Here is a 24,290-nt window from a genome sequence, read left to right as displayed (position 1 = left end):
GGATTTGGCTATGATCGCGACCAAGAAGGATTTTCTGGCGACCCTGTTCACCGCAACCGCGGTGGTCATGAGTGTGTCGCCCAGCGCGGTGGCGCAGAATGCGTCAGCGCTTGGCACGGTGAAGAGTGTAAGCAGCACGTCGCTAACGGTGGCCACGGACAAGGGCGCTACCGTGGCGGTGACCCTGGGTGACTCCACCAAGGTAGTTCAGCTTGCCCCGGGCAGCACGGATCTGAAGACGGCGCAGCCGTCCACGGCCAGTGAGATTGCCGCCGGCGACCGCGTCCTGGCGATCGGGCCGGGAGATGCTTCCGCAATTACGGCGACACGTGTGGTCTTGATGAAGTCCGGCGACATCGCACAGCGGAACGCGACGGCGCAGGCGGACTGGCAGCGCCGTGGTTCCGGCGGTCTGGTCAGCGCGGTCAACGGCGGAGCCATCACGGTGAAGTCGGGCCAGAAGACGGTGGAGATCAGCACGACTCCGAAGACGATCTTCCGCCGCTATGCGGCTGATTCGGTGAAGTTTGAGGATGCCAAGCCGGGTACGCTGGCCGACATCAAGGCGGGCGACCAGCTTCGTGTGCGTGGCGACAAGAACGAGGACGGTACCGCGATTGCGGCCGACGAGATTGTAAGCGGAGCCTTCCGCAACCTGGCCGGAACCGTAACCAGTGTGGATGCGGCCAGCGGCAAGCTGGTGCTGAAGGACCTGACCAGCAAGAAGAACGTCACCGTGATGGTGACAGCGAACTCTGATTTCCGTGAACTGCCTCCGCAGGCGGCGGCGATGTTTGCAGCCCGTGCGCGCGGCCAGCAGCCGGGAGCAGCGGGCGCAGCGCCAGGTGCACAGGGCGGCGGAGCCCCGCAGGGCGCACCGCGTCCGGCGGGTGGTGAAGGTGCTGCTGCCGGTGGTGGTGAAGGTCGCCGCTTTGGGGGACCGGGCGGAGCAGGTGGCCCGGGTGGGCCGGGTGGTCGAGGGATGGACCTGGCGTCGATGTTGTCTCGTCTGCCAGCGGGCCAGCTTGCAACGGTAAAGAACGGCGACGCGCTCATGATTGTCGGGACCGGTGCGGCGAATGCAGATACTGTCACGGCGGTAACCATGCTGAGCGGAGTTGAGCCGATCCTGGCCGCTCCGAACGGAGCCAGTTCGATGAACCTGGCGCCGTGGAGCATGGGTGGCGGCGGCGGCGGCGACGCACAGTAAGAAGAACGAATACGACGTACGCGGTTGAATGCAATTTTTTTGTGGCACGTGTGTGCCTGGGAGCTGAGATGAAACGCTCATGGTTGAAGTGTGTCTGGCTGCTGGTGGTTTTGGCAGTAAGTGTTGCCGCACAGGCGCAGCAGGCAGGAACGATTCACGGACTCGTGACGGATCCTGATGCGGCGGTGGTGCCGGGAGCGACGATTACCGCGACGGCGGGCAATGGCAAGGCCGTGACGGGAACAAGCAAGGGAGATGGAAGCTACTCCATCTCGAACGTGCCGGCTGGAACCTACTCGCTGACGGTGACCATGCTTGGCTTCTCGTCGTTTGTGCGGACGGGTGTGCGTGTGGCCGCCGGCCAGTCGCTGAACCTGGATGTCAAGCTGGTGGTCGCCGAGGCGAATACTGAGGTCAACGTAACCACGCAGACCGCGCAGGTAAGCACGGATGCGGACTCAAACGCGAGCGCCACGGTGATCAAGGACAAGGACCTGGACGCGCTCTCGGACGATCCCGATGAACTGCAGAGCCAGTTGACGGCACTGGCCGGACCGGCTGCGGGACCGAATGGCGGACAGATCTACATTGACGGCTTTACCGGTGGCACGCTGCCTCCGAAGTCGTCCATCCGCGAGATCCGTGTGAACCAGAACCCCTTCTCGGCGCAGTATGACAAGCTGGGCTTCGGCCGTGTGGAAGTGCTGACGAAGCCGGGCACGGACAAGTTCCGCGGTAACGCCAGCGTCCAGGGCAACCAGAAGTGGATGAACACCAGCAATCCGTTCAGCAAGAACCAGCCGGATTATCACACCTTCTTCTTCTTTGGAGGCCTGAGCGGCCCGCTGACCAAGAAGTCGTCATTCAATGCGAATGGCAACTACCGCGACATTGAAGACAACAACATCATCAGCAATGTGCCGATCTATGCAAGGAACCTGAGCGATCTTTCGACGATCTGCGCTCCCGGTGCGCTTGCGTCATCGGGATGCATCAACGGAACCTATACCGGTGGCGCGGTGCCGCATCCGCAGAAGCGCTGGCAGATCAGCCCGCGCGTGGACTTTGCGGTGACGGACAAGAACACACTGACGGCCCGTTACGGATACGAGAGCAGCAAAGTCGAGAACAACGGCATTGGCAACTTCGTGCTGAACAGCCGCGGCTATACCTCGGGCAACAACGAGCACACCATCCAGATCAGCGATTCGCAGATTGTCAGCGCGAAGGTGGTCAACGAGACACGCTTCGAGTATCAGCGCACCAATGCGACGGTAACGGCACAGAACGTCACGCCGGCAGTGAACGTTTCAGGTGGTATGAACACCGGCGGTTCGCCGACGGGTAACTCCAACACGACGGATACGCACATCGAGGTGCAGAACTACACCTCGGTCGCTCTGCAGAAGCACTTCATCCGCATGGGTGGACGCCTGCGCTACACCAAGGAAGAGGCGTACTCGATTGCTGGCCAGAATGGTACCTTTACCTACGCCAGTCTGAATGACTACATCAGCGGCACGCTGAACCAGTACACGGTGTCGCAGATCAACCAGACTACGGTTTCCAACAGCGTGGTGGATGCGGGCCTGTATGCCGAGGACGACTGGAAGGTGCGTCCCAACCTGACGATCAGCGGTGGTATCCGTTACGAGACGCAGAACCAGATCAACTCGGCTCGCGACTTCGCTCCGCGTCTGTCGATTGCCTGGGGTGTGCCCAGCAAGTCGGGTTCGCCGAAGACGGTTGTGCGCGCCGGTTACGGTCTGTTTTATGACCGCTTCGACCTGGCGCAGGTGATGAACGTGACCCGCCAGAACGGGACGAATGTTCAGACGCGCACCATTCAGGCATCGACGACGGCGATTCCGAGCACCTGCACCCCGAGCAATCCTACCGCTTGCCCCACACAGGCTTCGGGTCTGATAACCAAGTACACGATCGGCGATACTCGTTCCGGCTACATCATGCAGTTTGCCGCGGGTGTGGACCAGCAGGTGGGTAAGTCGATTTCGATCTCGGCCAACTATCTGAATGCGCGCGGTGTTCACCAGTACATGACGCGTGCCTTCACAACCGCCTCCAACTACGACTATCGCTATGACTCGGGCGGCGTCTTCAACCAGAACCAGCTCTTTGTGAACGGCACGGCCCGTGTGGGCAGCAAGTTCACGCTGTTCGGTTTCTATGCTCTGGGCTTTGCCAAGGGCAACACCGGCGGTGCGACCTTCACCACCTCGCGTACCTACGATACGAAGGCCGACTACGGTCGTACCTCGTTTGACGTGCGTAACCGCGGGCTGCTGGCTGGCAGCTTCAACTTCAAGTACGCCATTACGGCCAGCCCGTTCGTGATGATCAACTCAGGTTCACCGTTCAGCGTGACCGCCGGTCAGGACATCAACGTCGACTCGGTTTATAACGATCGTCCTATGTGGACCAGTGCCGGAAGCGCATCGCTTGCGGGCGCCTGCTCGACTGCGGCAGGACAGAACTTTGTCACGAACTCCGACGGCAGCAGAAGCAATGCCTACTACACCATTCCGAAAACGGGAACCACGAACTATCAGCAGATCCCGATCAACTCCTGCGAGGGTCCCCGCTTCTTCAGCTTCAACCTGCGCCTGGCGAAGACCTTCGGTTTTGGTGAGAGGACTGGCGGTGCTGCCGGGCAGAATGGACGTCAGCGTCAGCAGGGCGGCATGATGCCTCCTCCGGGAGGCGGCGGTGGTGGCGGCCGTGGCGGCCCGGGTGGCGGCGGTCCTGGCGGTGGTGGTCCGTTCGGCGGAGCCAGCTCCGGCCATAAGTACACCATGACCCTGGCGGCGCAGGGCAGCAACCTGTTCAACGTGGTGAACTATGGTGCACCGGTTGGAACGCTGAGCTCGCCGGTCTTCGGTCAGTCGAATGCGATCAATGCCGGTGGTGGTTCGTCCAACGCGGTCCGTCGTATCACTCTGCAGTTGAACTTCAACTTCTAACGCAAACACGCAGTAAGAAAGGGCGCAGCCACTGGCTGCGCCCTTTTGCCTGTCTGAACGATGTATCTCTAGGCGATGAAAACCGTCTTGGCGTTCAGGAATTCGCGCATGCCGGCCGCGGCCAGTTCGCGGCCATAGCCGGACTGCTTGATGCCGCCGAAGGGCAGGCGTGGATCACTGGCCACCATGGCATTGAGGAAGACGGCGCCCGCCTGCAGGTCCCGCACGAAGCGTTGCTGATCCACGGGATCGCGGGTCCAGGCAGAGGCTCCGAGACCGAAGGGCGTGTCATTGGCGAACTCGATTGCCTGGTCCAGCGAGGTGACGCGGAAGAGCAGAGCGACCGGGCCGAAGATCTCTTCCTGGTAGACAGCCGAGGTGCGAGGAAGCCCGCTGATGACGGTGGGTTCGAAGTAGTGGCCCTGCTCGCCCAGCATGCGCTCGCCGCCTGTAATCAGGCGCGCTCCCGCATGGAGGCAGGCTTTGACCTGGGCTTCGATTTCCAGCAGACCCTGCTCGGTGGCAAGCGGTCCAATGTCCGTATCCTCGCGCAAAGGGTCGCCGACCTTCAGTGTGTCCATGGCAATGGCGAAGCGTTCTTCAAACTCGGAGTAAACACCTTCATGCACAATGAAGCGCTTGGCCGCGATGCAGGACTGCCCGTTGTTGACGGTGCGCGCCTTCACGGCGGTGTCGATGGCCACGTGCAGATCGGCCGAGGGCATCACGATAAAAGGGTCGGAGCCGCCAAGCTCCAGCACGGATTTCTTGATGTGCTTACCGGCGAGCGAGGCGACGGAGGAACCGGCCGGATTGCTGCCGGTGACGGTGACGGCGGCCACCCGGGGATCTTCAATAACCTTTGCAACCGTGGAGGACTCAATCAGCAGCGATTGGAAGACGCCACGGGGAAAGCCGGCGCGGCGGGTAAGGGCTTCAATCGTCAGCGAGCACTGCGGCACATTGGAGGCGTGCTTCAGCAGGCCACAGTTGCCCGCCATCAGTGCAGGAGCAAGAAAGCGGAAGACCTGCCACAGGGGAAAGTTCCATGGCATAACGGCCAGCACGACGCCAAGCGGATCGAAGCGCACGTAGCTGCTGGAGGCCTCTGTCGGGATGACCTCCGGCGTAAGGAACTTCGCGGCGTGCTCCGCATAGTAGCGGCATGCGGTGGCGCACTTCTGCACCTCCGCACGTGCGCCGCGAATGGGCTTGCCCATCTCCAGCGTGATGAGGCGGGCCAGTTCGTCGGCCTCATCGTCCAGCAGGGAGGCAAGTTTGCGCATGCAGAGAGCGCGGTGCTCCAGCGGGACTTCCTGGTAGGCCTTCCATGCGGAAGCGGCCAGCGCCAGCTTGGCCTCAAGCTGTTCTGAGGTCAGCGGCTCGAAGTGGCGGAGTATTTTCCCGGTGGAGGGATTGGTCGATGTGATCGGCATGCGCGTACGTGCCTTCTATTGTGCCGCAAGGCGGGCAAGTGTGGCTGCAAGTACATGAACTCCGGTGGCAATGGCCTGCGGCGAAGAGTATTCATCCGGCTTGTGAGAAACACCGTTGCGGCAGGGAATAAAGATCATGGCGACGGGCGCGATGCGAGCCATGAAGAGAGAGTCGTGATACGCGCGGCTGACCATTTTTTTGTACGGGATGCCGGATTCAGTGCAGACCGCTTCAAGGGTAGAGACGATTGTGGTGTCGCTGGTGGCGGGCGGGTCGGCGTTGACCAGCTCTTCCGTGATGGTGACGCCGCGGTGGGTCTGGATCTCCGCGATATCGCGGCGAATGGCTTCAATGACAGACTCGCGGCGCACGGGGTCAATGTCGCGCAGATCCAGCTCCAGCGTGACGCGGCTGGGTACGGAGTTCACGGCACCGGGATAGATCTGTGCCGTGCCGACGGTGCCGACCGTATCGATGACCCCGGTCGCCAGCGTATTCCGTTCCACTGAAAGAATGAGTTCGGCTGCGGCGCAAAGGGCATCTTTGCGGTCCGGCATCAACAGCGCGCCGGCGTGTCCACCGAAGCCTTCGAGGTGGAACCGGTAGCCGGCGGGGGCGGCGATGGCGGTGACGATCCCGATGGGAAGGCCCTCGCGCTCCAGCAGCGGACCCTGCTCGATGTGCAACTCAACCCAGTTCTGGTAGTAGCCTGTGGGGAGTTTGACCGTGGCCAGGTCACCGGAGAAATTGGCGGCCGTGCGTACCTGCTCCAGCGGCTGGCCATGCTTGTCGACGAGAGAATCGGCCTTCTCAGGATCGAGCGTGCCGCTGAGCAGCCGCGATCCCAGGCAGCCGATGCCGAAGCGCGTCGGCTCCTCGGAGGTGAACAGCAGCAGTTCAATGCTGCGCGTGGGCTGGAAGCCAGCCTCCTTCAGCGTGCGGATGGCCTCGAGCCCTCCAAGGACGCCGACGGTGCCGTCATACATACCGGCGTGCGGAATGGCATCGATGTGCGAGCCGGTGCCGACAGGCGCGAGCGACGGATCAGAGCCCTTCCAGCGGAAGAAGGTATTGCCGACGGCATCACGGCGAACGTCGAGATCAATCTTGTGCGCAAGGGCTTCGAGAAAGGTGCGGGCTTCCAGATCCGTGTTGGTGAAGACAACGCGCGTGACAGCCGTGCCTTCGTCCGACGGTGGAGCGTCAGAGAAGCTGGCCAGATCTTCGAGCTCCGAGGAGAGGCGATGAATGTTGACGTTGATCTTCATGCGAGCGGGTGCCTGTTCCAATCCTTGTAGATCAAATACTTCGCGGGCTGCTTGCCCAGAGCGCCGAACCACTGCGGGCAGAAGGGCGCCATGTAGATGAAGTCACCGGCGGTGACCGGGTACCACTGGTCGCCCAGCTTGTAGATGCCGCCGCCGGTCAGCATCAGCAGGCCGTGCTCCATGACGTGGATCTCCGTCTGCGCCAGCGTGGCGCCGGGAACATAGCCCATGGTGTTGACGGCGAAGTCGAAGCTGCTGTCGCCAGGCAGCAGCGTGCGCACCGCAAGGTCTTCGTCACCATTCAAAGCAGTGGGTGTGATCCTGGTTTCGTCGCCGATGAAGAGGCCGGGAGCTTCGACACCGTCCAGCACCTGGTACTTCTTCTCGATGACGGCCAGCTTAGCGGGTTGTGTGCTGGTGATGCTGTGTTCCAGGTCTTCCGGAATGTAGGCATAGCCGTTGGCGTTGAGCGTGTGCGTGCTGTCTTCGGCAGAGAGCACAACGCTGCCCTCCAGCACGTAAACAAAGCGCTGTGCCGCGGCTGGGCCAAGCGAACCGTTGGCGGCAAGCTCCGCGGTGTACTGCGTGAAGGCTGCACCGACGGCAGGCGAGACATGCACAATGGCAGTTGCGTTGGTCATGCCGGGCAGCGCGGCGCGGATGAAGGTATCGGCCGTGAGCAGGAAGTGGTCGCCGGCGGTGCGGCTGCGGGAGTGTCCCAGGTTAAACATTGGCAATCCGTTCCAGAAACCGTAGCCCGGTTTCAAAGGCTAACTGTACATCGGATGGCAGCACGGTTTCATCCGGATGATGCGACAAACCACCCGGCGTGCGCAGGAAGAGCATGGTTGCGGGAAGGTGCGGCGCCAGGACCATCGCGTCGTGGCCCGCCCCGCTGGCCAGTGTGAGCGGGCGAGTGGGAGCGGCGGCTTCCGCGAGAAGCCCGGTAAGCGAGGTGTCCATGGGCACAGCGGGTTGATCGAGCTTGAACGTGTGTGTGATGCGAACTCTGCGTGTTACGGAAATGCTGTTTGCAGTGGCCAGCAGAGCCTCGACACTGGCATGACGAACGCTGTCATCCGCGTGGCGTACATCCAGCGAGAGCGCGACCTCGCCGGGGATAACGTTACCTGCTCCGGGATACGGCGTGAGCCGGCCAACGGTGGCAACGAGTCCTGGTGTGTTGCGTGCCAGTGTTTCCGTTGCGAGAACAAATTCGCTGGCAGCGGTAAGCGCGTCGTGACGCAGGTGCATGGGCGTGGTGCCGGCGTGGTTTGCCTTGCCGGTAAAGGTGAGCTGCAGGCGCGACTGGCCGATGATGGCGGTGACGATGCCGAGTGCGCGGTCTTCATGTTCCAGCACAGGCCCCTGCTCGATATGGAACTCGAGATAGCCGAAGTGGCCGGGGTGAAGTATTGCCTCGGGAAGCTCGCCGGGATTCAGCCCGTATGCAGTGATGGCTTCGCGGACGTTGATGCCGTGCGTGTCCGTACGTGTGAGAAGTTCTTCTGTCAGCTCGCCTGTCAGCGCTTTGCTGCCGATGAAAGGGAAGCCAAAGCGCACGCCCTCTTCTTCGCTGAAGGCGATGAGCTCCAGATGAAAGGGAAGCGGCGGAGCTTCTTCCAGCAGTGCGAGCCCGAGCAGGATGCCGAGCGGGCCATCGTAGGCTCCGGCATTGGGAACGGTGTCGAGATGCGACGCGAGCAGGAAGGTCTTCTGCGTGACGATGTCGGCATTACGCAGAATGTGGAGGTTGCCCGCGGCATCGTAGCGCGTGGTGAAGCTTTTCTCCGTGGCCCATGCGGCCAGTTGATCATTCGCGCGGCGCATGGCGGGCGAGAGGAAGGTTCGCGTGGTTTCCCCTTCCACATCGGTGATGCCGGCAAGCTCACGGCAGCGCGCAACAATACGTTCTCCAACCTGCATTCAGACAAGGTAGCAGGAGACAGGCGGGTGGGTAAGTGGGTTCTTCGCGGAGGAAACACGCACCGCACCCGCCGCGAAGAGGATGGACTACATGCGCACCAGTGTGGCCTGGATAGTGCCATGTGGCTCATCCGTGGGCACGAAGATCTGGTTGTTGTTCTTCAGCCCGAAACGTTCCAGGTCGATGAGCAGCGCATGCTTGTTGGGCATGGTCAGCGTGATCTCGCGGATCTCCGGCACGGCTTCGAGTACAGCTTCGCCCATGGCATAAAGTGTCTGCTGTACCGATTTCGAATCATGGTTCGCGAAGGTGCTCAGCATCGTCTCGCGGGCGCATTCGCGCAGGGCGTTGTAATGCAGCGGAGCCGAGTGGATGTACTTCCACGTGGCCGTGCATGCCGTGGCGAAGATGCGGTCGCTGGTGGGCTTCAGCGTGGTCAGCTCGTCGACAATGTAATCCTCGAAGCCGGACTGCGCGGTTTTCATGATGACCAGGTTGCTGACACCGGAGGTGACCTGGAAGCCCTCGGGCTGAATGCGCTGCACGTGCGTGGTCTGCTGCTCATCGCTGCCGCGGATGAAGGCCGTGGGATGCAGGCCGCCATCCACCTTCATGTGCTTCCACAGCGCGGAGTGGATGGTGACCTCGGCCGCGGTAACCTGCGGGTTGCGTGAGAGCAGAAAATCGATCAGCTCTTCCGCGAAGCCCTCCATGGAGGCGGCCTGCGAACGGTGCGCCATGTAGTACACGGTGTTCTTCATGGTGTCCGTCGGAAGAATCTGAGAGTTATCGCCTTCGACGTGGGCGGACTCGAAGTCGCCCTGCAGCAGCACTTCGACGGTCCACTCGTCCACATGGTGGTGCGCTTCGTGACGGGTGACCTTCAGCAGGCGGACGCGGGATTTGCCGTAACGGTTCTGTGCGAGCTTGATCATTGGGTTCCTAGAGTACAGCCTGACTACGTTCCGCGGTAGGTGGTAAATCCGTTGGCGGAGAGCAGCAGCGGTATGTGGTAATGTTGCTCGCCTTCGCGCACGGTGAATGTGATGTCGATCACCGGATACAGCGTCTCCTGCTGCAGAGCGGCGAAGTAGGCGCCGGTGAAGAAGCTGATGCGGTACAGGCCGGGAAGCATTCTGGTCTCCGCCGGCAACAGCGCGCGGATGCGGCCGTCGCTATCAGTCTGTGCCAGCGCCAGCTGTGTCCAGGCGTCGAATTCGAAGCGGCACAGGCGGGCATCGACACGCGTCGCCGGGCGTCCGGCGGAGGTGTCGAGAATGTGGGTCGAGATGGACATAGAAAAGGTGTAAGGTGCCACACGCGAGTGCGCAAGTGGCTAACTTGCGGCCAGCCATTTACGCAGGCGAAGCTGCGTGATCTGCCGCTGCTGCTCGGCAGCCTCGGCGAACTCGGTTTCCTCGTCGTTGTGCAGACGCTGTTCAAGAATCGCAAGCATCTGCTGCTGCGTTTTGCCGGTGGCGCACACGATGAAGATGCGGCCGAAGGTTTCTTCATATTTCTGGTTGGCTTCCGCCAGCGCCTGCTGCACGCGCTCATCGTCCGAGAGTGTCTGCTCCTGCGACGACCATGTGAGCGACTGCGCGGTGGCTTCCTTCGCGGCGTGGCGCTGACCAATACGCGGGTGCGAATCGAAGGCCTGCTGCTTTGCGTCATCGCTCAGGTGGTACCAGATGTGGTCGGCTACTTCAAAGAGCGTCTGCTCGCCGGGATAAGGCCGGTGCGATGCCATCTGCTCGGCCCACGCCTGTGATCCGTTGGTGGGAAGAATGACGGCCGCGGCTTCGTCGGCGGGGAGCGTGTTCCAGTGGGCAAGCGTGGGATTCATGGGAGGTTATTGTCGCAGATGGAACAACTACACTGACAGGTCGCGACCGTTCGCCAGCATGGCAAATCCCCCCGCGCTGTAAACCGCTTCGCCGTGCAGATAGGTGGCCACCACCTCGCCTGTCAGCGTGCGGCCAAGGTAAGGCGAGATGGCATGGCGATAGTGCAGGCGGTCTGCGGTGACGGTCCAGTGCTTCTCAGGCGCGAAGACAACGAAGTTCGCCGGACGCGCGAAGGCAAGCTGGCCGTGCGATTTCGTCAGGCCCGCGAGCTTTGCCGGTGCAATCGAAAACCAGCGCACAAGGTCTTCGAGTGTGAAGCCGCGCCTCTGCGCTTCGGTCCAGGTGACGGGCACGGCGGTGGAGAGCGACGCGATGCCTCCCCATGCCTTGTCAAAGGCACCGCTGGGCTTCATCTCCGGCGGGCAGGGCGAGTGGTCGGTCGAGACCAGGTCGATAACGCCGTCGCGCAGCGCCTGCCATAGACCATCCTGGTTGTTTTTGCTGCGGATCGGCGGGGCGCATTTGAACTGTGTTGCGCCGTCGGGAATTTGCTCTGCGCTGATGGCCAGGTAATGCGTGCAGGTCTCCACCGTAATCGGCAGACCCTCAGCCCTGGCGGCGGCCAGCATGGGCACGGCCTGCGCCGTGGCCAGGTGAACAATGTGCAGCGGAAAGCGGAACTCGCGCACAAGATCAATCAGCGCGCGGATGGCGGCAAGCTCGGCTTCGTCAGGCCGCGACGCGAGGTAGGTTGCGTACTTTGTCCAGTCCGCATGGTGTGCGTATAAGGCCTTGCTGGCTTCCATCACCGGGCCTTCCAGCTCGGCGTGGACGAGGAGTGGCTTGCCCAGCCGCGCCAGCGTTGGTGCAGCGCGGCGCAGTTGCGCCAGGGAGAGATGCGAAAGGCCTTCGCAGCCGGGGTAGAGCAGGAAGCATTTGAAGCCGGGCACACCGGCTTCAACCATCGGTTCCAGGTGCTCCAGGTTCGCGGTCTCGTCCTCCCCGGGGCCGACCAGGCCGCCCCACGGCAGCCAGTCAATGTAGGTAAGCCCCCTGGCGGCGATGCGTTTCTGCTCTAGCGCGTCGACGGTGATGGTCTCCGGCAGGCAGTTCAGCGGCATGTCCACCACGGTAGTAAATCCACCCGCTGCTGCGGCGCGCGTTGCCGTCTCGAAGCCTTCCCATTCTGTACGGCCGGGCTGGTTGATGTGTGTATGCACGTCGGTCAGGCCAGGCAGAATGGCGTGGTCGCCGAAGTCCGTCAATGCCACATCGGGCGGAAGCGCGCCCGTAGTGAGCACACGTGTGATCAGGCCATCCTGCACCAGCAGTGTGGCCGGGCGGGTGCCCTCGGGCAGGACGACGCGATTGGATCGAAAGGCCTGTGCCATAATCAGAGTTACGCGTGATTTTACGCGCTAAACGCGTATTTTCAAGCGTTTGTGAGCGAGATGAGCGGCAATCAGAAATTCATGCAGCGCGCCATTGAGTTGGCGACCGAGAATGTTCGCTCTGGCCGTGGCGGCCCGTTTGGCTGTGTGATTGTGAAGGATGGCGAGATTGTTGCCGAGGGCATGAACCTGGTAACAAGCACAAACGATCCCACGGCACACGGCGAGGTGGTAGCTATTCGCCGGGCTTGTGAAAAGCTGGGTACCTTCTGCCTGGACGACTGCGAGGTCTATACCAGTTGCGAGCCCTGCCCCATGTGCCTGGCGGCCATCTACTGGTCGCGCTGCAAGGCCATCTACTACGGCAACACGGCGGCGGATGCGGCCGCAATCGGATTTGATGACAGCTTTCTCTACGACGAGGTAAAGCGCCCGCTGGAGCAGCGGACGATTCCTACCCGTCAACTGCTGCATGACGAGGCGTTGGAAAGCTTCCACGCCTGGGCAGACAGCGCCAAGAAGATCGAATACTAACGAAAGAATCGGCAACAAGATTATGGCGAAGACAAAAGTAGCAATCCTGGGATTTGGCACGGTAGGCGGCGGTGTAGCGGATGTGTTGGCGGCGCGGAAGTTTGCCGACATTGAAATTACGCACGTCTACAACCGCGATTACGAGCGCAAGCTCTCGCGACCGCAGGCGAAGAAGCTGCCGAAGACTGTTGTCTGGACCGACGACATCAACGTCATCCTGAAGAGCGACGTCGATGTGATCCTGGAACTGATCGGCGGCCTTGACCCGATCGAGGGCTGGCTGAAGAAGGCGATCTCCGCGGGCAAGAGCGTGGTGACCGCCAACAAGCAATTGATTGCCTATCGCGGCGCGGCGCTGGAAAAGTTCGCGGCAAGGAAGGGTGTATCGCTGCTGTATGGCGCGGCCGTGGCCGGCGGTGTGCCGGTGATCCCCGGTGCGCTGCAGGGCATTGGCGGCGACGCCATTGTGAAGATCAGCGGCATTGTGAACGGCACCTGTAACTTCATCCTGAGCCACATGGAGCAGGGCGCGGAGTATGACGAGGTTCTGGCTGAGGCGCAGAAGCTAGGCTATGCCGAGGCGAATCCTTCGGCGGATGTGGATGGCTTCGACGCTCGTGCAAAGCTGTGCATCCTGTCGCGCGTTGCCATGCACGCGGAGCTGAATCCCGACGAGGTGCCGACGCAGTCCATCAGCAAGGTGTCGGCTATCGATTTCCAGTACGCGAAGGAGCTTGGTTGCACCATTCGCCAGGTAAGCCGTGCGCAGGTGCAGGATGGAGCAGTTCATGCGCGCGTGGGACCAATGCTGGTTCCCATGGAGTCGCCGATTGCCTGGAGCCACGGCACGCAGAACATGGTGGTAACCAGCGGACGCTTTGGCGGCGATGTGGTCTTCAGCGGGCACGGCGCGGGCGCGCATCCCACGGCGGTGGCCGTGGTCAGTGATCTGCTGGCCGTGGCGCAGCAGTGCGGCGTGGTCCGCCAGCCGGTGCGCAAGCGTGCGGTGGTGGGCGAGTTCCTGGCTCCGCATTACCTGCGCTTCGTCGTCAGTGACAAGCCCGGCATCGTCTCCGCCATTGCCGGAGCGCTGGCCAAGGTGGGCGCGAACATCGATTCGATCCTGCAGCGGCCGGGACACCCCAAGGACCGTCTTCCGTTTGTGGTGACGACGGAGCCCTGTCTGACCTCCGTTGTTGAGCGTGCGTTACGCTCCATTACGAAGATGGACTGCATGCTGGAGAAGCCGCTGTGCCTGCAGATGCTGCGCATCGAAGACAAGGCCGAAGACTAGGCATTGCATGCAGCGGAGGCGCCGCGCGCAGGCTTGTGGGGGAGCATGATTCGTTGGCAATGGTTGCGGATTGCGGTTCTGGCATGCGTTTGCACAAGCGCGCTGGCGCAGGATATTGCTCCGGTTCAACATGAGCCTGGCGCGCTGAACTCCGGCAAAGCGCGCCGGGCCCATTACGTGGTGCTGGTCTCGCTCGATGGTTTCCGCTATGACTACGCGAAGCTGCACCGCGCCAGCAACCTGCTGCAGATGGCGCAGGACGGTGCGTCCACTCCGGATGGCATGATTCCGTCCTACCCCACGCTTACCTTTCCCAATCACTACACCCTGGTGACCGGGCTTTATCCGGAACATCACGGCATTGTGAGCAACAAGTTTTTGGACCCCGCGCGCGGCTATGAGGAGTACTCCTACAACGGGCCGTCCAGCAAAGACGGCAGCTGGTACGGCGGAACTCCGCTGTGGGTGCTGGCGCAGAAGCAGGGCATGCGCGCGGCGACTTTCTTCTGGGCCGGCGCGGACGCGAAGATCGATGGCATGCGTCCGGACTACTGGGTTCCGTTTGACGACAAGTATGACGATGCCAAACGCGTGGACCAGGTAGTGTCCTGGCTGAAGTTGCCCGCAGCCCAGCGCCCGCACTTCATCACGCTCTACTACTCCAACGTCGATCACGCCGCGCATGACCACGGACCGGATTCGCCGGAGCTGGATGCGGCCGTGCATCACCTGGACGCGCTGATCGGAGATCTGCGACAGAAGCTGAAGGCGACGAAGCTGCCGGTGGATCTGATCGTGGTCTCAGACCATGGAGGCATCGCCTTCAAGGACCGCCACTGGGTGGAACTGAACAAGGATGCTGACCTGTCGAGCGTAAAACCCGGGCCGGAGGCGCACATGTACGGCGCCGACGATGCCGCGAGCGAGAAAGCGTATGAGTCGTTGAAGGCGCTGCATGACGACCGGTACGAGGTCTACCGCCGCAAGGACGTGCCCGCGCGTCTGCACTTCAACAGCAATCCGCGCATCGGCGATCCGGTGATCATCTGGAAGCAGGCCTATCCCTTCCGCACCATGGTCGATCCCGCACGTCCCAAGGACACGGTGATTCACGACGGTCCGGGGGAGCATGGCTTCGATGTGGCGACGATGCCGGAGATGAAGGCAAGCTTTTACGCCGAGGGGCCGGACATCAGGCGCGGTGTCCAGTTACCCAGCTTTGAGAATGTGAACGTGTACGACTTTGTGTGCGGCCTGCTGGGGCTGAAGCCCGCGAAGAACGACGGCTCACCCGTTGTACTAAAACACGCGCGAAGATAAGGCCTCGGGCCACAAAGCAAAAGGCCGGGATTATCTCCGGGCCTTTTGCTTTTACTATCCAACCATCCATCTACTTGATGGACTTGTCATCCAGTACGGTCCAGCCCTCGGCCTTGCGGGCGGCAATCTCGCGGCCGCCGCTGGGCACGATTCCGACTCCGGTGGTGAGCTGGTTATCCGCCACCTTGTTGGCACGCATGGAAGCGTGGCAGGCAACGAAGCTGACGTCCTTGCCGATGGACTGTGTAACTTCGCTTGAGAGGGCGTTGTTCTTGTCAATCAGCTTCAGGCCATCGCCGGTGGCCAGAATCTCAACGCGGGTGTCATAGGGCTTGGCGGCGGAGCTCATCAGCTCGTTCGCTTTCTTGACGGCGGCGTTCCAGTCTTCGGGTTTGTCGGAGTGCACATGAATCAGCACACGCTGCGTGGGCAGGTTCGGCGTGGTGGCAGGTGCGGGTGCCGCAGCCTGGGCCAGCAGGCCGGCGGTGGGAAGCAGGAGCAGAGAGCTGAGGCGGAAGATCCAGGAGCGGCGTGTCATGTCAGGTTTCCTTTTGGTTCTGCGGTGCAAATGTCTGTGCGTCGAGTGTAACCGGGATGCTGATTGAGTTGCTTGATAAGCAAGAGATGCAAACTCGTGGCTATACTTTTCCTGCCATGCGTACCCTCCTCGTCGCCGCCCTGACCCTTGCTCCTCTTCCCCTCGCCGCGCAAGTTAAGACCGCATCGTCTGACCTGGTGCGGTATGTTGATCCGTTGATTGGCAGCGAGAAGACAGCGGAAGGCTATGGCCGCACGCTGCCGCTGGTGGAACCTCCGTTCGCCATGACCGGATGGATTCCGCAGACGCGGCAGAACAAGATCAGCGTGTTGTCGTACGAGTGGCATGACACGACGATGTCCGGCTTTATGGGCACACACCAGCCTGCCATGTGGATGGGCGACTTTGGCTATGTCACCGTGATTCCGCAGGTAGGGGATGCGCTGCGCACCACCCCGGAGACGCGGGCGATGAAGTTTCGCCACGAGGACGAACAGTCACATCCGGATGTATACACGGTGACGCTGGATGCGGGCGAAGGGCAATCCCTGAAGGGCGAGATGACCGCTACCGAACGCTGCGGCATGATGCGCTTCCGTTTCCCCGCGAAGGGGGCGGCTCGCATTCTTGTAGAAGCATCCCGGCCAGGCATCAATGGATGGGCCGCGGTCGATGTTGCCACGGGTGAGATCACCGGATGGAATCCGCATCGCATGGACGCGCACCTTGGTCCCGGCAGCATGCCGAATGCAGGAGCCGCGGCGCTGCCCAACTTCAAGGGATACTTCGTCGTGCAGTTCCGCAAGCTGCCGAAGATGGGCAATACCTACGGCAAGGATGCGAAGGAGTATCGCGGTGCGTATGTTGAGTTCGCTCCGGGTGAGATGGTGGAGCTTCGCGTCGGTACCTCGTTCATCAGCCTGGAGCAGGCGCGCGCGAACCTGAAGGCCGAGATGCCAACGTGGGATTTCGATAGATTGCAGAAGAAGCTGCATGCGATGTGGCAGCAGAAGCTGGCGCACCTGCAGGTGCAGGGCGCAAGTGACGATGACAAGGTACGGCTGTACACGGCCTTCTATCGCTCGCAGTTGTTTCCGCGCATCATGACGGAGGGCGATCGTTACTATTCGGGCTTTGACGACACGGTGCACGAGGGTACCAGCTACACGGCCTACTCCATCTGGGATACCTTCCGCGCGGAGTGGAGCTGGCTGACACTGACAGCTCCGGAGCATATCGACGGCATGGTGACGGCCCTGCTGAACGATTACAAGGAAGGCGGCTGGATGCCCAAGTGGCCGAACCTCAGCTACACCAACATCATGATCGGAACGCATGCGGACTCACTGGTAGCCGAGGCCATGCGCAAGGGCTTCCACGGCTTCGATCGTGAGCTGGCATGGCAGGCTGCGTGGAAAGACGCGACGGTTCCTCCGGATGGCGATACGACGCGCCGCTGGCTCGACCGCGAAGAGAAGACTCCGTATGAGGCTCGCGCGGGGCTGACGTATTACAAGACGCTCGGTTACATTCCGACCGACAAGATTGACGAGGCCGCCAGCCGCACCATTGAAGACAGCTACGATGACTGGTGCGTCGCGCAGATCGCGAAGGCCCTTGGCAAGGACAAGGAATACAAGGAGCTGATGCAGCGCTCACTGAATGCGCGTCATCTCTACAATCCCGCACTGCACCTGATGAACGGCAAGCGCAGCGACGGAAGCTGGGCGCCGATCAGCGGCGGCGAAGGCGGCGACACCAATACCAATCGCACGCTTGCCGGATGGACCGAGGGTGATGCCTGGGTCTACACCTGGGGTGTGTTTCACGATCAGGCCGGATTGATGGAGTTGATGGGCGGCGCGGAAAACTACACGAAGTATCTGGACGCGCACTTCGCCGGCGGCCACAACGACCACAACAACGAACCCAGTCATCACTACGGCTACCTGTATGACTTTGCCGGGCAACCATGGAAAACGCAGGAACGCGTCCGCCAGATTGCGGCCGACCACTACAAGACCGGCCCGGCTGGCTTGATTGGAGATGATGACTGCGGGCAGATGTCGTCGTGGTTTATCTTCACGGCCATGGGCTTCTACCCGGTGAATGCAGCCAGCGGCGAGTACATGATCGGGTCGCCGCTGTACCGCCATATGAGCCTGAAACTTGCGAATGGCAAAACCTTTACGGTGGACGCGGTGAATAACTCCACGGAGAACAAGTACATCCAGTTAGCCACGATCAATGGCAAGCCGCTGACGCAGCCGGTGCTGACGTGGGAACAGATTCAGAGCGGTGCGACAGTGCAATTCGTGATGGGGCCGAAGCCGTCGCAGTGGGCAAGCCAGTATCGGGCAGCAGCGGCAGTCCGGTAGCTACTGCTGGTTCAGAATGCGACAGGACACCGCAGGCTCAGACCATAACCGACGGACAAGGCGCGGGGGAAGTTACCTGCTGTTGGACTGCCCGCTTAGTCATCTTTCTTGCCGGCGAAATAAATGGGTCGTAAATTTATGTTGCGCGAATGCTGGAGATGAGTGAATATCTCATCAAATGATGACCCCGGCTCATGAAGCCTGGGGCGTTCTGGCCATCCTCATACGATTGTTGTCTTTCCTTTAGAAGGGGCTTCCGCCAGGAGCCTGTGTCAATCGTTGAAATAGCACCACGCAGGAACTCGTCTTTTTCCAAGAAAAACAAGCAGGTTGCGGTCGCATTGTGCCGACACGCCGCCCCATATCTGTATCTGCACGGAGGAGCATCATGACGTTCTGGCAGTCGTGTATCCGTTTTCCGAAATCCTTTCTTCTACTCACACTTACAGCGCTCTTTCTCTTTACCGTCGCTCCGCTTTCCTCACAAACATTCCGCGGAGGTATCAATGGCGAGGTCGCCGATCCTACCGGGGCCACAATCGCTGGAGCAACCGTCACACTGATCAACGAAGCTACCCAGAGTAACTACAGCACCGTCACCTCAAGCGCGGGAACCTTTCTCTTCAACGATCTGCCGCTTGGCGCCTACACCTTGACGGCAACTCACTCCGGTTTCAGCACCGCGAAATTTAATAAGATTCCCGTCTCTGCCGGTGTGATCTATTCCTTGCCTTCCATCAAGCTTTTCGCCTCGGCGATGCAGATGGTGGAGGTGCAGGCTTCTGACATTACGCTGGATACGACAACGGTCACGCAAAACATCGTGTTGGAGTCGAAGACGGTTGCGGACATGCCATTGAATGGCCGCGATTTCACGCAGATGATTCAGCTGACACCTGGTTTCGCCGGCTATACCGGCGGCGGATACGGATCACTGAACGGAACCCGCGCCAACCAGATGAACTGGCAGATTGACGGTGTGGACAACAACGACCTGTGGCATAACGTACCGGCGGTGAACCAGGGCGGCGTCTCCGGTATTGCCGGTATCGTGCTGCCGATCGATGCAGTGGAGCAGTTCTCCGCGCAAACGCAGGCTGGCCCTGAGGGTGGACGTAACCCGGGTGGCACCATTAACCTGACACTCAAATCAGGCACAAATCGGCTGCACGGGTCGGCGTATTACTTCAATCGCAATGAGCTGTTTGGAGCGAAGAGTCCTTTCAGCGATACCAAGCAGAAGGTGCGGAACTATAACGTCGGCTTCTCCGTGGGAGCTCCGCTTCTGAAGGACAAGCTCTTCGCCTTCCTCACCTTTGAGAAGCAGCGCTTTGTGATTGGTGAATCGGGTACGGCGACTGAGCCTTCGGTCGGCTGGCAGAATCAGGCCAAGGCGATTCTGGCCGCGCACAATATCCCGGTCAACACCACCATGCAGAATGTGCTGAACACACTCTGGGCCGGCGGCAACCTCTCCGCAGATACGGCCGGTGTGGTGAATAACTTCCACTCCAGTGTCCCGGAGTTCGGTTACAGCTATAACGGCCTGGGCAAGGTGGATTACCACATCACGGACAAGGACAGCCTGAGCGCGCACTGGTTTGTAGGACAGGGCAACCAGGTCGCTCCCGTGGGATCGCAGCTGTACGACTACTTCGAAGTTGCGCCGATCCATGTACAGAACATCGCCCTTGTCTATAACCGCATGGTGACGCCGTCCATCTCAAACCAGCTGCTGGTGGGTGTGAACTACTTCAACCAGGTCTTCAACGATGCGAATACCAACTTCAACGTGCAGTCGCTGGGCTTCAATACCGGAGCCAGCTTTACCAATGCACCCAACATCACCATTACCGGCTTCGATCCTGTCGGTATGACGCCGCCCGAAGGCCGCAACGATATCACCGGCCACTTGACCGACCAGTTGAGCTGGGTGAAGGGCAAGCACCAGATCCGCCTTGGCGGGGAGTTCCGCCAGGCGCAGCTGGATGAGTTCTACAAGCGGCACTCGGTCGGTTCGTTCACCTTTGATGGAACGCGTATTGGCGTCTCCGGCCAGGCGGGCGCGCTGGCAGACTTTCTGGCAGGCTACACCTCGGCTGCCTCCATCGCCATTGGCGATCCGGAGCGCCAGGTCTTCGTCAACACGTGGGAATTGAATGCCGGAGACTCCTGGCAGCTCTCACGCAAAATCACCATCAACTATGGCCTTCGCTATGACTATGTCGGACCGCTGCACAACAGCAACAAAGACCTCTCGGTCTTTCGCCCGGAGCTTACCTCTTTCAATGGCATTGCATTTCAGGGCAACCAGATCAGCTCGCTCTATCAGCAGTACTACAAGAACTTCAGTCCGCGCGTGGGCATGACCTATGGTCTCGACGAGAAGACGGTCGTTCGCATTGGCTATGGCTTCTACTTCGACACGCCGAACCTGAATCCCTTCCTCGACAACCGTCCCGGCAACCAGGCGCCGAATGGCGTGGAAGGCAACCCTGCCGGTCCGAACCCGGTGTACACCATCAGCGCCGCCGGGAAGGCGATTCCGATTGACCCGACGGTCCAGCCCGGCAAAACCACTATCGTTGCAGGACAGGCGATCTTTCCTTCGACAATCAGCTACCCATGCTCCTCTTCCAGTCCATGCGGTGTCTTCTCGGTTGACCGTAACTTCCGCACACCGTACAACCAGAACTACAGCCTGAACATTGAGCGCACGCTTGGCGCTAACATGATCGCGCAGCTTGGGTATGTTGGCAGCGAAGGCCGTCGCCTGCTGAGCCTGCTTGATCTGAACCAGCTCAACGTTTCCGCCGGAGCCTCATCGTTGCCGTACAGCACCAGCTATCCGCAGTACGGCAACATCAACCAGATTGAGAGCATTGGCACCTCAAACTACAACGCTCTGCAGGCGCAGCTTCGCATCTCCCGCTGGCATGGATTGATGACGCAGGCGGCCTACACCTGGAGCCATAACCTGGACGAAGTGACGGCCTACCGCGGCAGCCTGCCGCAGGACAACTTCAACTTCAAAGGCGACTACGGCAACAGCGACTTTGACACCCGCAATACGCTCACCGCCCTTATGGGCTACGAGATCCCGGGCTCTTCCTGGGGTCCGAAAGAGCTGACGCATGGATGGCAGTTGAACTCCTTGTTCAGCTTCCACGGCGGCCAGCCCTTTACGGTGCACGCTTCCGGCGACATCAGCGGAACGAACGAAGGCAACGATCGCGCGGTGCAGATTGGCGATCCGAAGAAAGGTTTCCAGGGGCAGAAGCCTGGAGCGAGCTGGCTGGATCCTTCCGCCTTTACGGATGCGGCGGCCGGCCACTTCGGCACCACGCGACGGAACGCCTACTACGGCCCCGGTTACTCCGACGTCGACTTCTCGGTCTTCAAGAACACGAAGATCAAGGAGCTGATGACGGTGCAGTTCCGGGTGGAGATGTTCAACCTCTTCAACCGCATCAACTATGCTCCGCCCAGCAGCACGGTCGGCGGAAGCTTCAGCCTGTATGACACTATCGGCGATTACAACGGAGCTCCTGGTATCGGCGCCGGTGAACCTTTCAACACGCAGTTCGGGTTGAAAATCCTGTTCTAACTCCCTCCCATTCGAGGCCGGGCGTGCGCATGCGCCCGGCCTATTTTTTGCCGGTTTGCGAGGTCCTAATCGTGATCCATACTCTTTCCGGCGGGTCGGAGGATCACGTAGGATCACGTGGATGAAGAGTTCGACACGGAATAAACACCAGATCAAGAGCGAAACGACACGCGCAGCGCTGCTGCAGGCGGCAGAGACGATCTTTGCGCGCGATGGGTTTGAGCGCGCCCAGATTGATGAGATCGCCCGGGAGTCCGGGCGTACGCGCGGTGCCGTGTACGCGCAGTACAAGACCAAGGAGCAATTGTTCTTCGCGCTGCAGACCAATCGCATCCGTCAGGCCGTGCAGGAGTTTCAGGAACTGGTGGCTGATAGCGCGCAGGATGATTTTGAGGGAAGACTGGCTGCGTTGCGCAGGTACTATGCCGACAGCCTGTATGTAGAAACGGCCCTGCTGGATCTTGAGATGAAGCTGTATGCCTTGCGGCACACGGAATCGGTTGAGGATTTGCGCGAAAGCTACCGACAGATGTATCCCACGGGAAACGTTACGCGGGAGTTTGGTATCGCCAATGAGCCGGGACGATCGCGTGTGGAAAGTCGCGTGCTGGCGTTGAGCGCCATCAAGAGCGGGCTGGTTCTGGCCATGCAGTTTCAGCCTGACGTGCTCAGCCGGAAAGAAATTAAGAGACTGCTCGCGGAGGTTTTCGACGGGCTCTTCCCGGAGAAATCGATTCGTCGTAAAGGAAAACGAGCGGCACGGAAGTAGGTTTTGTGCGCGCTTTGCGGGCAGGTGTTGAATCTTTTAATAAAATACATGTTGACACGTATGTAATTTGAAAAGTATCACCCTTATACCGCCGTTCCGCGGAGGAGCGGGAGGATGGAGCTTTTGCGTGTCGAAGAGAGTGCATTCCGGATTTGTGGCGGCAGCATTTGGCTGCCTCGGTTTTGGGTTCGGTGCGGTTGCTTTGACGGCGCAGGTTGCATTGAGCCCACAAACGATGCCGGGGATGGCCAGGGTGGATCCGCGTTTTGTTTCGTACAACATTGAAGCGGTAGAGATCACCGGGGGCCGGTTCTGGAAACCCTACAGCGATGAGGTGAGGCAGCGACTGGCCGCAAGCGTGTCTCAAGGCCCGGGGAAGGCCAACGGCTTGGCGGGGCTTGATCAGAACCTATTCCAGTACCGTCCGCCCATCAACCTGGCAAATTCAAAGCTGCGCAATCTGTCCGCTGCACTGGGGCCGGCGTATATCCGGGTGAGCGGCACCTGGAGAAACACAACATACTTTCAGGACGACGATGCGCCGGCGCTGCAGCAGCCTCCAGCGGGATACAAGGGGGTAATGACACGCGCGCAGTGGAAAGGTGTGGTCGATTTCGCACGCGCTACCGGCGGTGCAATCGTGACCTCCGTTGCGATTGGTGATGGAGCACGGAATACAGACGGCTCCTGGAATCCGGAATCGGCAAGAGGGCTGTTTGAGTACACCCGTCACATCGGTGGCCACATTGCCGCGGCTGAGTTCATGAATGAGCCGACCTACTATCTGGCGGGCGGAGCTCCGCGGGGCTACAGCGCGAAGACATTTGCTACGGACGTCAGGACGTTTCGCGCATTTCTGAAGGAAGCCTCACCGCAGACGATTTTTCTCGGTCCGGGAAGCGTGGGCGAAGGCGTTGAGATGACTCCAGCGAATGCGCCGAAACAACCAGTGCTGAGAGCAGAAGATCTCCTCCAGGCTTCAGGACCGGTGTTTGATGTGTTTTCGTATCACTTCTATGGCACGATTTCGCATCGTTGCGCCGCCATGTTAGGCCCGGCCGCTGGGACAACGCTGGAGCAGGCGCTGACTTCGGACTGGTTTGCGCGCAATACCGCGGTGGAAGAGTTCTATGCGAAGCTGCGCGATACGTATCTGCCCGGCAAGGAGCTGTGGCTCACTGAAACGGGTCAGTCAGGCTGCGGCGGAGACGCATGGGCCGCTACCTTTGCGGACAGCTTCCGCTATCTGGACCAGCTAGGAACATTGGCGCAGAGAGGCGTGAAGACCGTCATGCACAACACGCTTGCATCCAGCGACTATGGCCTGCTGGACGAAGAGACGTTTGACCCACGCCCAAACTACTGGGCGGCGCTGTTGTGGACACGCAGCATGGGAACGACCGCACTCAGTCCCGGTGTGAAAGAGACAGGAGATCTGCACCTTTTCGCGCACTGCGCAAAAGGCAATCAGGGCGGCGTTACTCTGCTTGTCCTCAATACAAGCGCATCAACAGTGGATACCCTGCGTCTGCCGGTCGCGGGCGAGGTGTACACACTGACAGCGACGGAGCTGCAGAGCCGCAACGTGATGCTGAACGGCGTGGAGCTTCGCGCAAATGCGGATGGTACGCTGCCTGCGCTAACGGCGAAGAAGACCGCTGCCGGCCAGGTTCAGTTTGCGCCGCGCAGCATCAGCTTTCTTCTGCTTCCCACGGTGCATAACAAGAACTGCATGCGGCAGTAGCTTTTATCTCTGCGGCTGCCACAACTCCAGAAGGAGAACTATCCG

General features: G+C 60.5%; 18 protein-coding genes. 9 read left to right on the top strand and 9 right to left on the bottom strand.

Annotation, left to right across the window (positions count from 1 at the left end):
- Positions 1 to 10 precede the first annotated feature (10 nt).
- Positions 11 to 1,210 (top strand): DUF5666 domain-containing protein, encoded by a 1,200-nt coding sequence (locus OHL13_RS13755; protein WP_263410698.1) that lies wholly within the window; start codon positions 11 to 13, stop codon positions 1,208 to 1,210.
- 68 nt (positions 1,211 to 1,278) lie between these two features.
- Entirely contained in the window at positions 1,279 to 4,191 is a 2,913-nt protein-coding gene (locus OHL13_RS13750) for a TonB-dependent receptor (protein ID WP_263410697.1), read from the top strand.
- Positions 4,192 to 4,259: 68 nt separating this feature from the next.
- Here OHL13_RS13750 and OHL13_RS13745 read toward each other — a convergent pair whose 3' ends face one another.
- The 8 genes from OHL13_RS13745 to allB all read right to left on the bottom strand — a co-directional run bounded on the left by OHL13_RS13745 (position 4,260) and on the right by allB (position 12,061).
- Positions 4,260 to 5,627 (bottom strand): NAD-dependent succinate-semialdehyde dehydrogenase, encoded by a 1,368-nt coding sequence (locus OHL13_RS13745; protein WP_263410696.1) that lies wholly within the window; start codon positions 5,625 to 5,627, stop codon positions 4,260 to 4,262.
- A 15-nt stretch (positions 5,628 to 5,642) separates the two neighbouring features.
- Positions 5,643 to 6,896, bottom strand: a complete 1,254-nt coding sequence (locus tag OHL13_RS13740) for a M20 family metallo-hydrolase (protein WP_263410695.1) — start codon at positions 6,894 to 6,896, stop codon at positions 5,643 to 5,645.
- Entirely contained in the window at positions 6,893 to 7,627 is a 735-nt protein-coding gene (gene allE / locus OHL13_RS13735) for a (S)-ureidoglycine aminohydrolase (protein WP_263410694.1), read from the bottom strand. Before allE ends, OHL13_RS13740 begins: the two co-directional genes overlap by 4 nt.
- Complete coding sequence (locus OHL13_RS13730; protein WP_263410693.1) at positions 7,620 to 8,822, bottom strand: allantoate amidohydrolase; 1,203 nt, start codon at positions 8,820 to 8,822, stop codon at positions 7,620 to 7,622. Before OHL13_RS13730 ends, allE begins: the two co-directional genes overlap by 8 nt.
- Before the next feature lie 87 nt (positions 8,823 to 8,909).
- Positions 8,910 to 9,758, bottom strand: coding sequence for a factor-independent urate hydroxylase (gene pucL, locus OHL13_RS13725; RefSeq protein ID WP_263410692.1), 849 nt, complete (start codon positions 9,756 to 9,758; stop codon positions 8,910 to 8,912).
- Positions 9,759 to 9,781: 23 nt separating this feature from the next.
- Positions 9,782 to 10,120, bottom strand: a complete 339-nt coding sequence (gene uraH, locus OHL13_RS13720) for a hydroxyisourate hydrolase (RefSeq protein WP_263410691.1) — start codon at positions 10,118 to 10,120, stop codon at positions 9,782 to 9,784.
- A gap of 39 nt (positions 10,121 to 10,159) precedes the next feature.
- Positions 10,160 to 10,669: a 2-oxo-4-hydroxy-4-carboxy-5-ureidoimidazoline decarboxylase gene (gene uraD, locus OHL13_RS13715; protein ID WP_263410690.1), complete on the bottom strand. Its 510-nt coding sequence runs from the start codon at positions 10,667 to 10,669 to the stop codon at positions 10,160 to 10,162.
- 27 nt (positions 10,670 to 10,696) lie between these two features.
- Positions 10,697 to 12,061 (bottom strand): allantoinase AllB, encoded by a 1,365-nt coding sequence (gene allB / locus OHL13_RS13710; RefSeq protein WP_263410689.1) that lies wholly within the window; start codon positions 12,059 to 12,061, stop codon positions 10,697 to 10,699.
- 60 nt (positions 12,062 to 12,121) lie between these two features.
- On the opposite strand from allB, the gene OHL13_RS13705 reads away from it, so the two are divergent.
- From OHL13_RS13705 to OHL13_RS13695, 3 genes are read left to right on the top strand one after another with little or no spacing between them, the layout of a single operon-like run.
- Positions 12,122 to 12,595, top strand: coding sequence for a nucleoside deaminase (locus tag OHL13_RS13705; RefSeq protein ID WP_263410688.1), 474 nt, complete (start codon positions 12,122 to 12,124; stop codon positions 12,593 to 12,595).
- 22 nt (positions 12,596 to 12,617) lie between these two features.
- Positions 12,618 to 13,889, top strand: coding sequence for a homoserine dehydrogenase (locus tag OHL13_RS13700; protein WP_263410687.1), 1,272 nt, complete (start codon positions 12,618 to 12,620; stop codon positions 13,887 to 13,889).
- A 45-nt stretch (positions 13,890 to 13,934) separates the two neighbouring features.
- On the top strand, positions 13,935 to 15,209 hold the full coding sequence (locus OHL13_RS13695) for an alkaline phosphatase family protein (RefSeq protein WP_263410686.1): 1,275 nt from the start codon (positions 13,935 to 13,937) through the stop codon (positions 15,207 to 15,209).
- A gap of 70 nt (positions 15,210 to 15,279) precedes the next feature.
- On the opposite strand, the gene OHL13_RS13690 is transcribed toward OHL13_RS13695, so the two are convergent.
- Positions 15,280 to 15,747, bottom strand: coding sequence for a DsrE family protein (locus OHL13_RS13690; protein WP_263410685.1), 468 nt, complete (start codon positions 15,745 to 15,747; stop codon positions 15,280 to 15,282).
- A 116-nt stretch (positions 15,748 to 15,863) separates the two neighbouring features.
- Between OHL13_RS13690 and OHL13_RS13685 the strand changes: the two genes are divergently transcribed.
- The 4 genes from OHL13_RS13685 (at position 15,864) to OHL13_RS13670 (ending at position 24,245) form a co-directional block, all read left to right on the top strand.
- Complete coding sequence (locus OHL13_RS13685; RefSeq protein ID WP_263410684.1) at positions 15,864 to 18,125, top strand: GH92 family glycosyl hydrolase; 2,262 nt, start codon at positions 15,864 to 15,866, stop codon at positions 18,123 to 18,125.
- 388 nt (positions 18,126 to 18,513) lie between these two features.
- Positions 18,514 to 21,732 carry a TonB-dependent receptor gene (locus OHL13_RS13680; protein ID WP_263410683.1) on the top strand — a complete coding sequence of 1,073 codons (3,219 nt, stop codon included), beginning with the start codon at positions 18,514 to 18,516 and terminating at the stop codon, positions 21,730 to 21,732.
- Positions 21,733 to 21,853: 121 nt separating this feature from the next.
- Positions 21,854 to 22,501 (top strand): TetR/AcrR family transcriptional regulator, encoded by a 648-nt coding sequence (locus OHL13_RS13675; RefSeq protein ID WP_263410682.1) that lies wholly within the window; start codon positions 21,854 to 21,856, stop codon positions 22,499 to 22,501.
- A gap of 127 nt (positions 22,502 to 22,628) precedes the next feature.
- Positions 22,629 to 24,245 (top strand): glycosyl hydrolase family 79 N-terminal domain-containing protein, encoded by a 1,617-nt coding sequence (locus OHL13_RS13670; protein WP_263410681.1) that lies wholly within the window; start codon positions 22,629 to 22,631, stop codon positions 24,243 to 24,245.
- The last annotated feature ends 45 nt before the right edge of the window (positions 24,246 to 24,290 follow it).

Source organism: Terriglobus tenax (assembly GCF_025685395.1).
Taxonomy (GTDB): Bacteria; Acidobacteriota; Terriglobia; order Terriglobales; family Acidobacteriaceae; genus Terriglobus; species Terriglobus tenax.
The sequence above is the reverse complement of the archived record's forward strand: the minus strand, read 5'-3'. Positions and strand labels throughout refer to the sequence as shown.

Bases quoted from the DNA above. Each gene is read 5' to 3' on its own strand.
- OHL13_RS13750 (WP_263410697.1), top strand. From the start codon at position 1,279: ATGAAACGCTCATGGTTGAAGTGTGTCTGGCTGCTGGTGGTTTTGGCA.
- OHL13_RS13740 (WP_263410695.1), bottom strand. From the start codon at position 6,896: ATGAAGATCAACGTCAACATTCATCGCCTCTCCTCGGAGCTCGAAGAT.
- uraD (WP_263410690.1), bottom strand. From the start codon at position 10,669: ATGAATCCCACGCTTGCCCACTGGAACACGCTCCCCGCCGACGAAGCC.
- OHL13_RS13685 (WP_263410684.1), top strand. From the start codon at position 15,864: ATGCGTACCCTCCTCGTCGCCGCCCTGACCCTTGCTCCTCTTCCCCTC.
- OHL13_RS13675 (WP_263410682.1), top strand. From the start codon at position 21,854: ATGAAGAGTTCGACACGGAATAAACACCAGATCAAGAGCGAAACGACA.
- pucL (WP_263410692.1), bottom strand. From the start codon at position 9,758: ATGATCAAGCTCGCACAGAACCGTTACGGCAAATCCCGCGTCCGCCTG.
- OHL13_RS13700 (WP_263410687.1), top strand. From the start codon at position 12,618: ATGGCGAAGACAAAAGTAGCAATCCTGGGATTTGGCACGGTAGGCGGC.
- OHL13_RS13705 (WP_263410688.1), top strand. From the start codon at position 12,122: ATGAGCGGCAATCAGAAATTCATGCAGCGCGCCATTGAGTTGGCGACC.
- OHL13_RS13745 (WP_263410696.1), bottom strand. From the start codon at position 5,627: ATGCCGATCACATCGACCAATCCCTCCACCGGGAAAATACTCCGCCAC.
- OHL13_RS13730 (WP_263410693.1), bottom strand. From the start codon at position 8,822: ATGCAGGTTGGAGAACGTATTGTTGCGCGCTGCCGTGAGCTTGCCGGC.
- OHL13_RS13680 (WP_263410683.1), top strand. From the start codon at position 18,514: ATGACGTTCTGGCAGTCGTGTATCCGTTTTCCGAAATCCTTTCTTCTA.
- OHL13_RS13755 (WP_263410698.1), top strand. From the start codon at position 11: ATGATCGCGACCAAGAAGGATTTTCTGGCGACCCTGTTCACCGCAACC.
- OHL13_RS13695 (WP_263410686.1), top strand. From the start codon at position 13,935: ATGATTCGTTGGCAATGGTTGCGGATTGCGGTTCTGGCATGCGTTTGC.
- allB (WP_263410689.1), bottom strand. From the start codon at position 12,061: ATGGCACAGGCCTTTCGATCCAATCGCGTCGTCCTGCCCGAGGGCACC.
- uraH (WP_263410691.1), bottom strand. From the start codon at position 10,120: ATGTCCATCTCGACCCACATTCTCGACACCTCCGCCGGACGCCCGGCG.
- allE (WP_263410694.1), bottom strand. From the start codon at position 7,627: ATGTTTAACCTGGGACACTCCCGCAGCCGCACCGCCGGCGACCACTTC.
- OHL13_RS13690 (WP_263410685.1), bottom strand. From the start codon at position 15,747: ATGACACGCCGCTCCTGGATCTTCCGCCTCAGCTCTCTGCTCCTGCTT.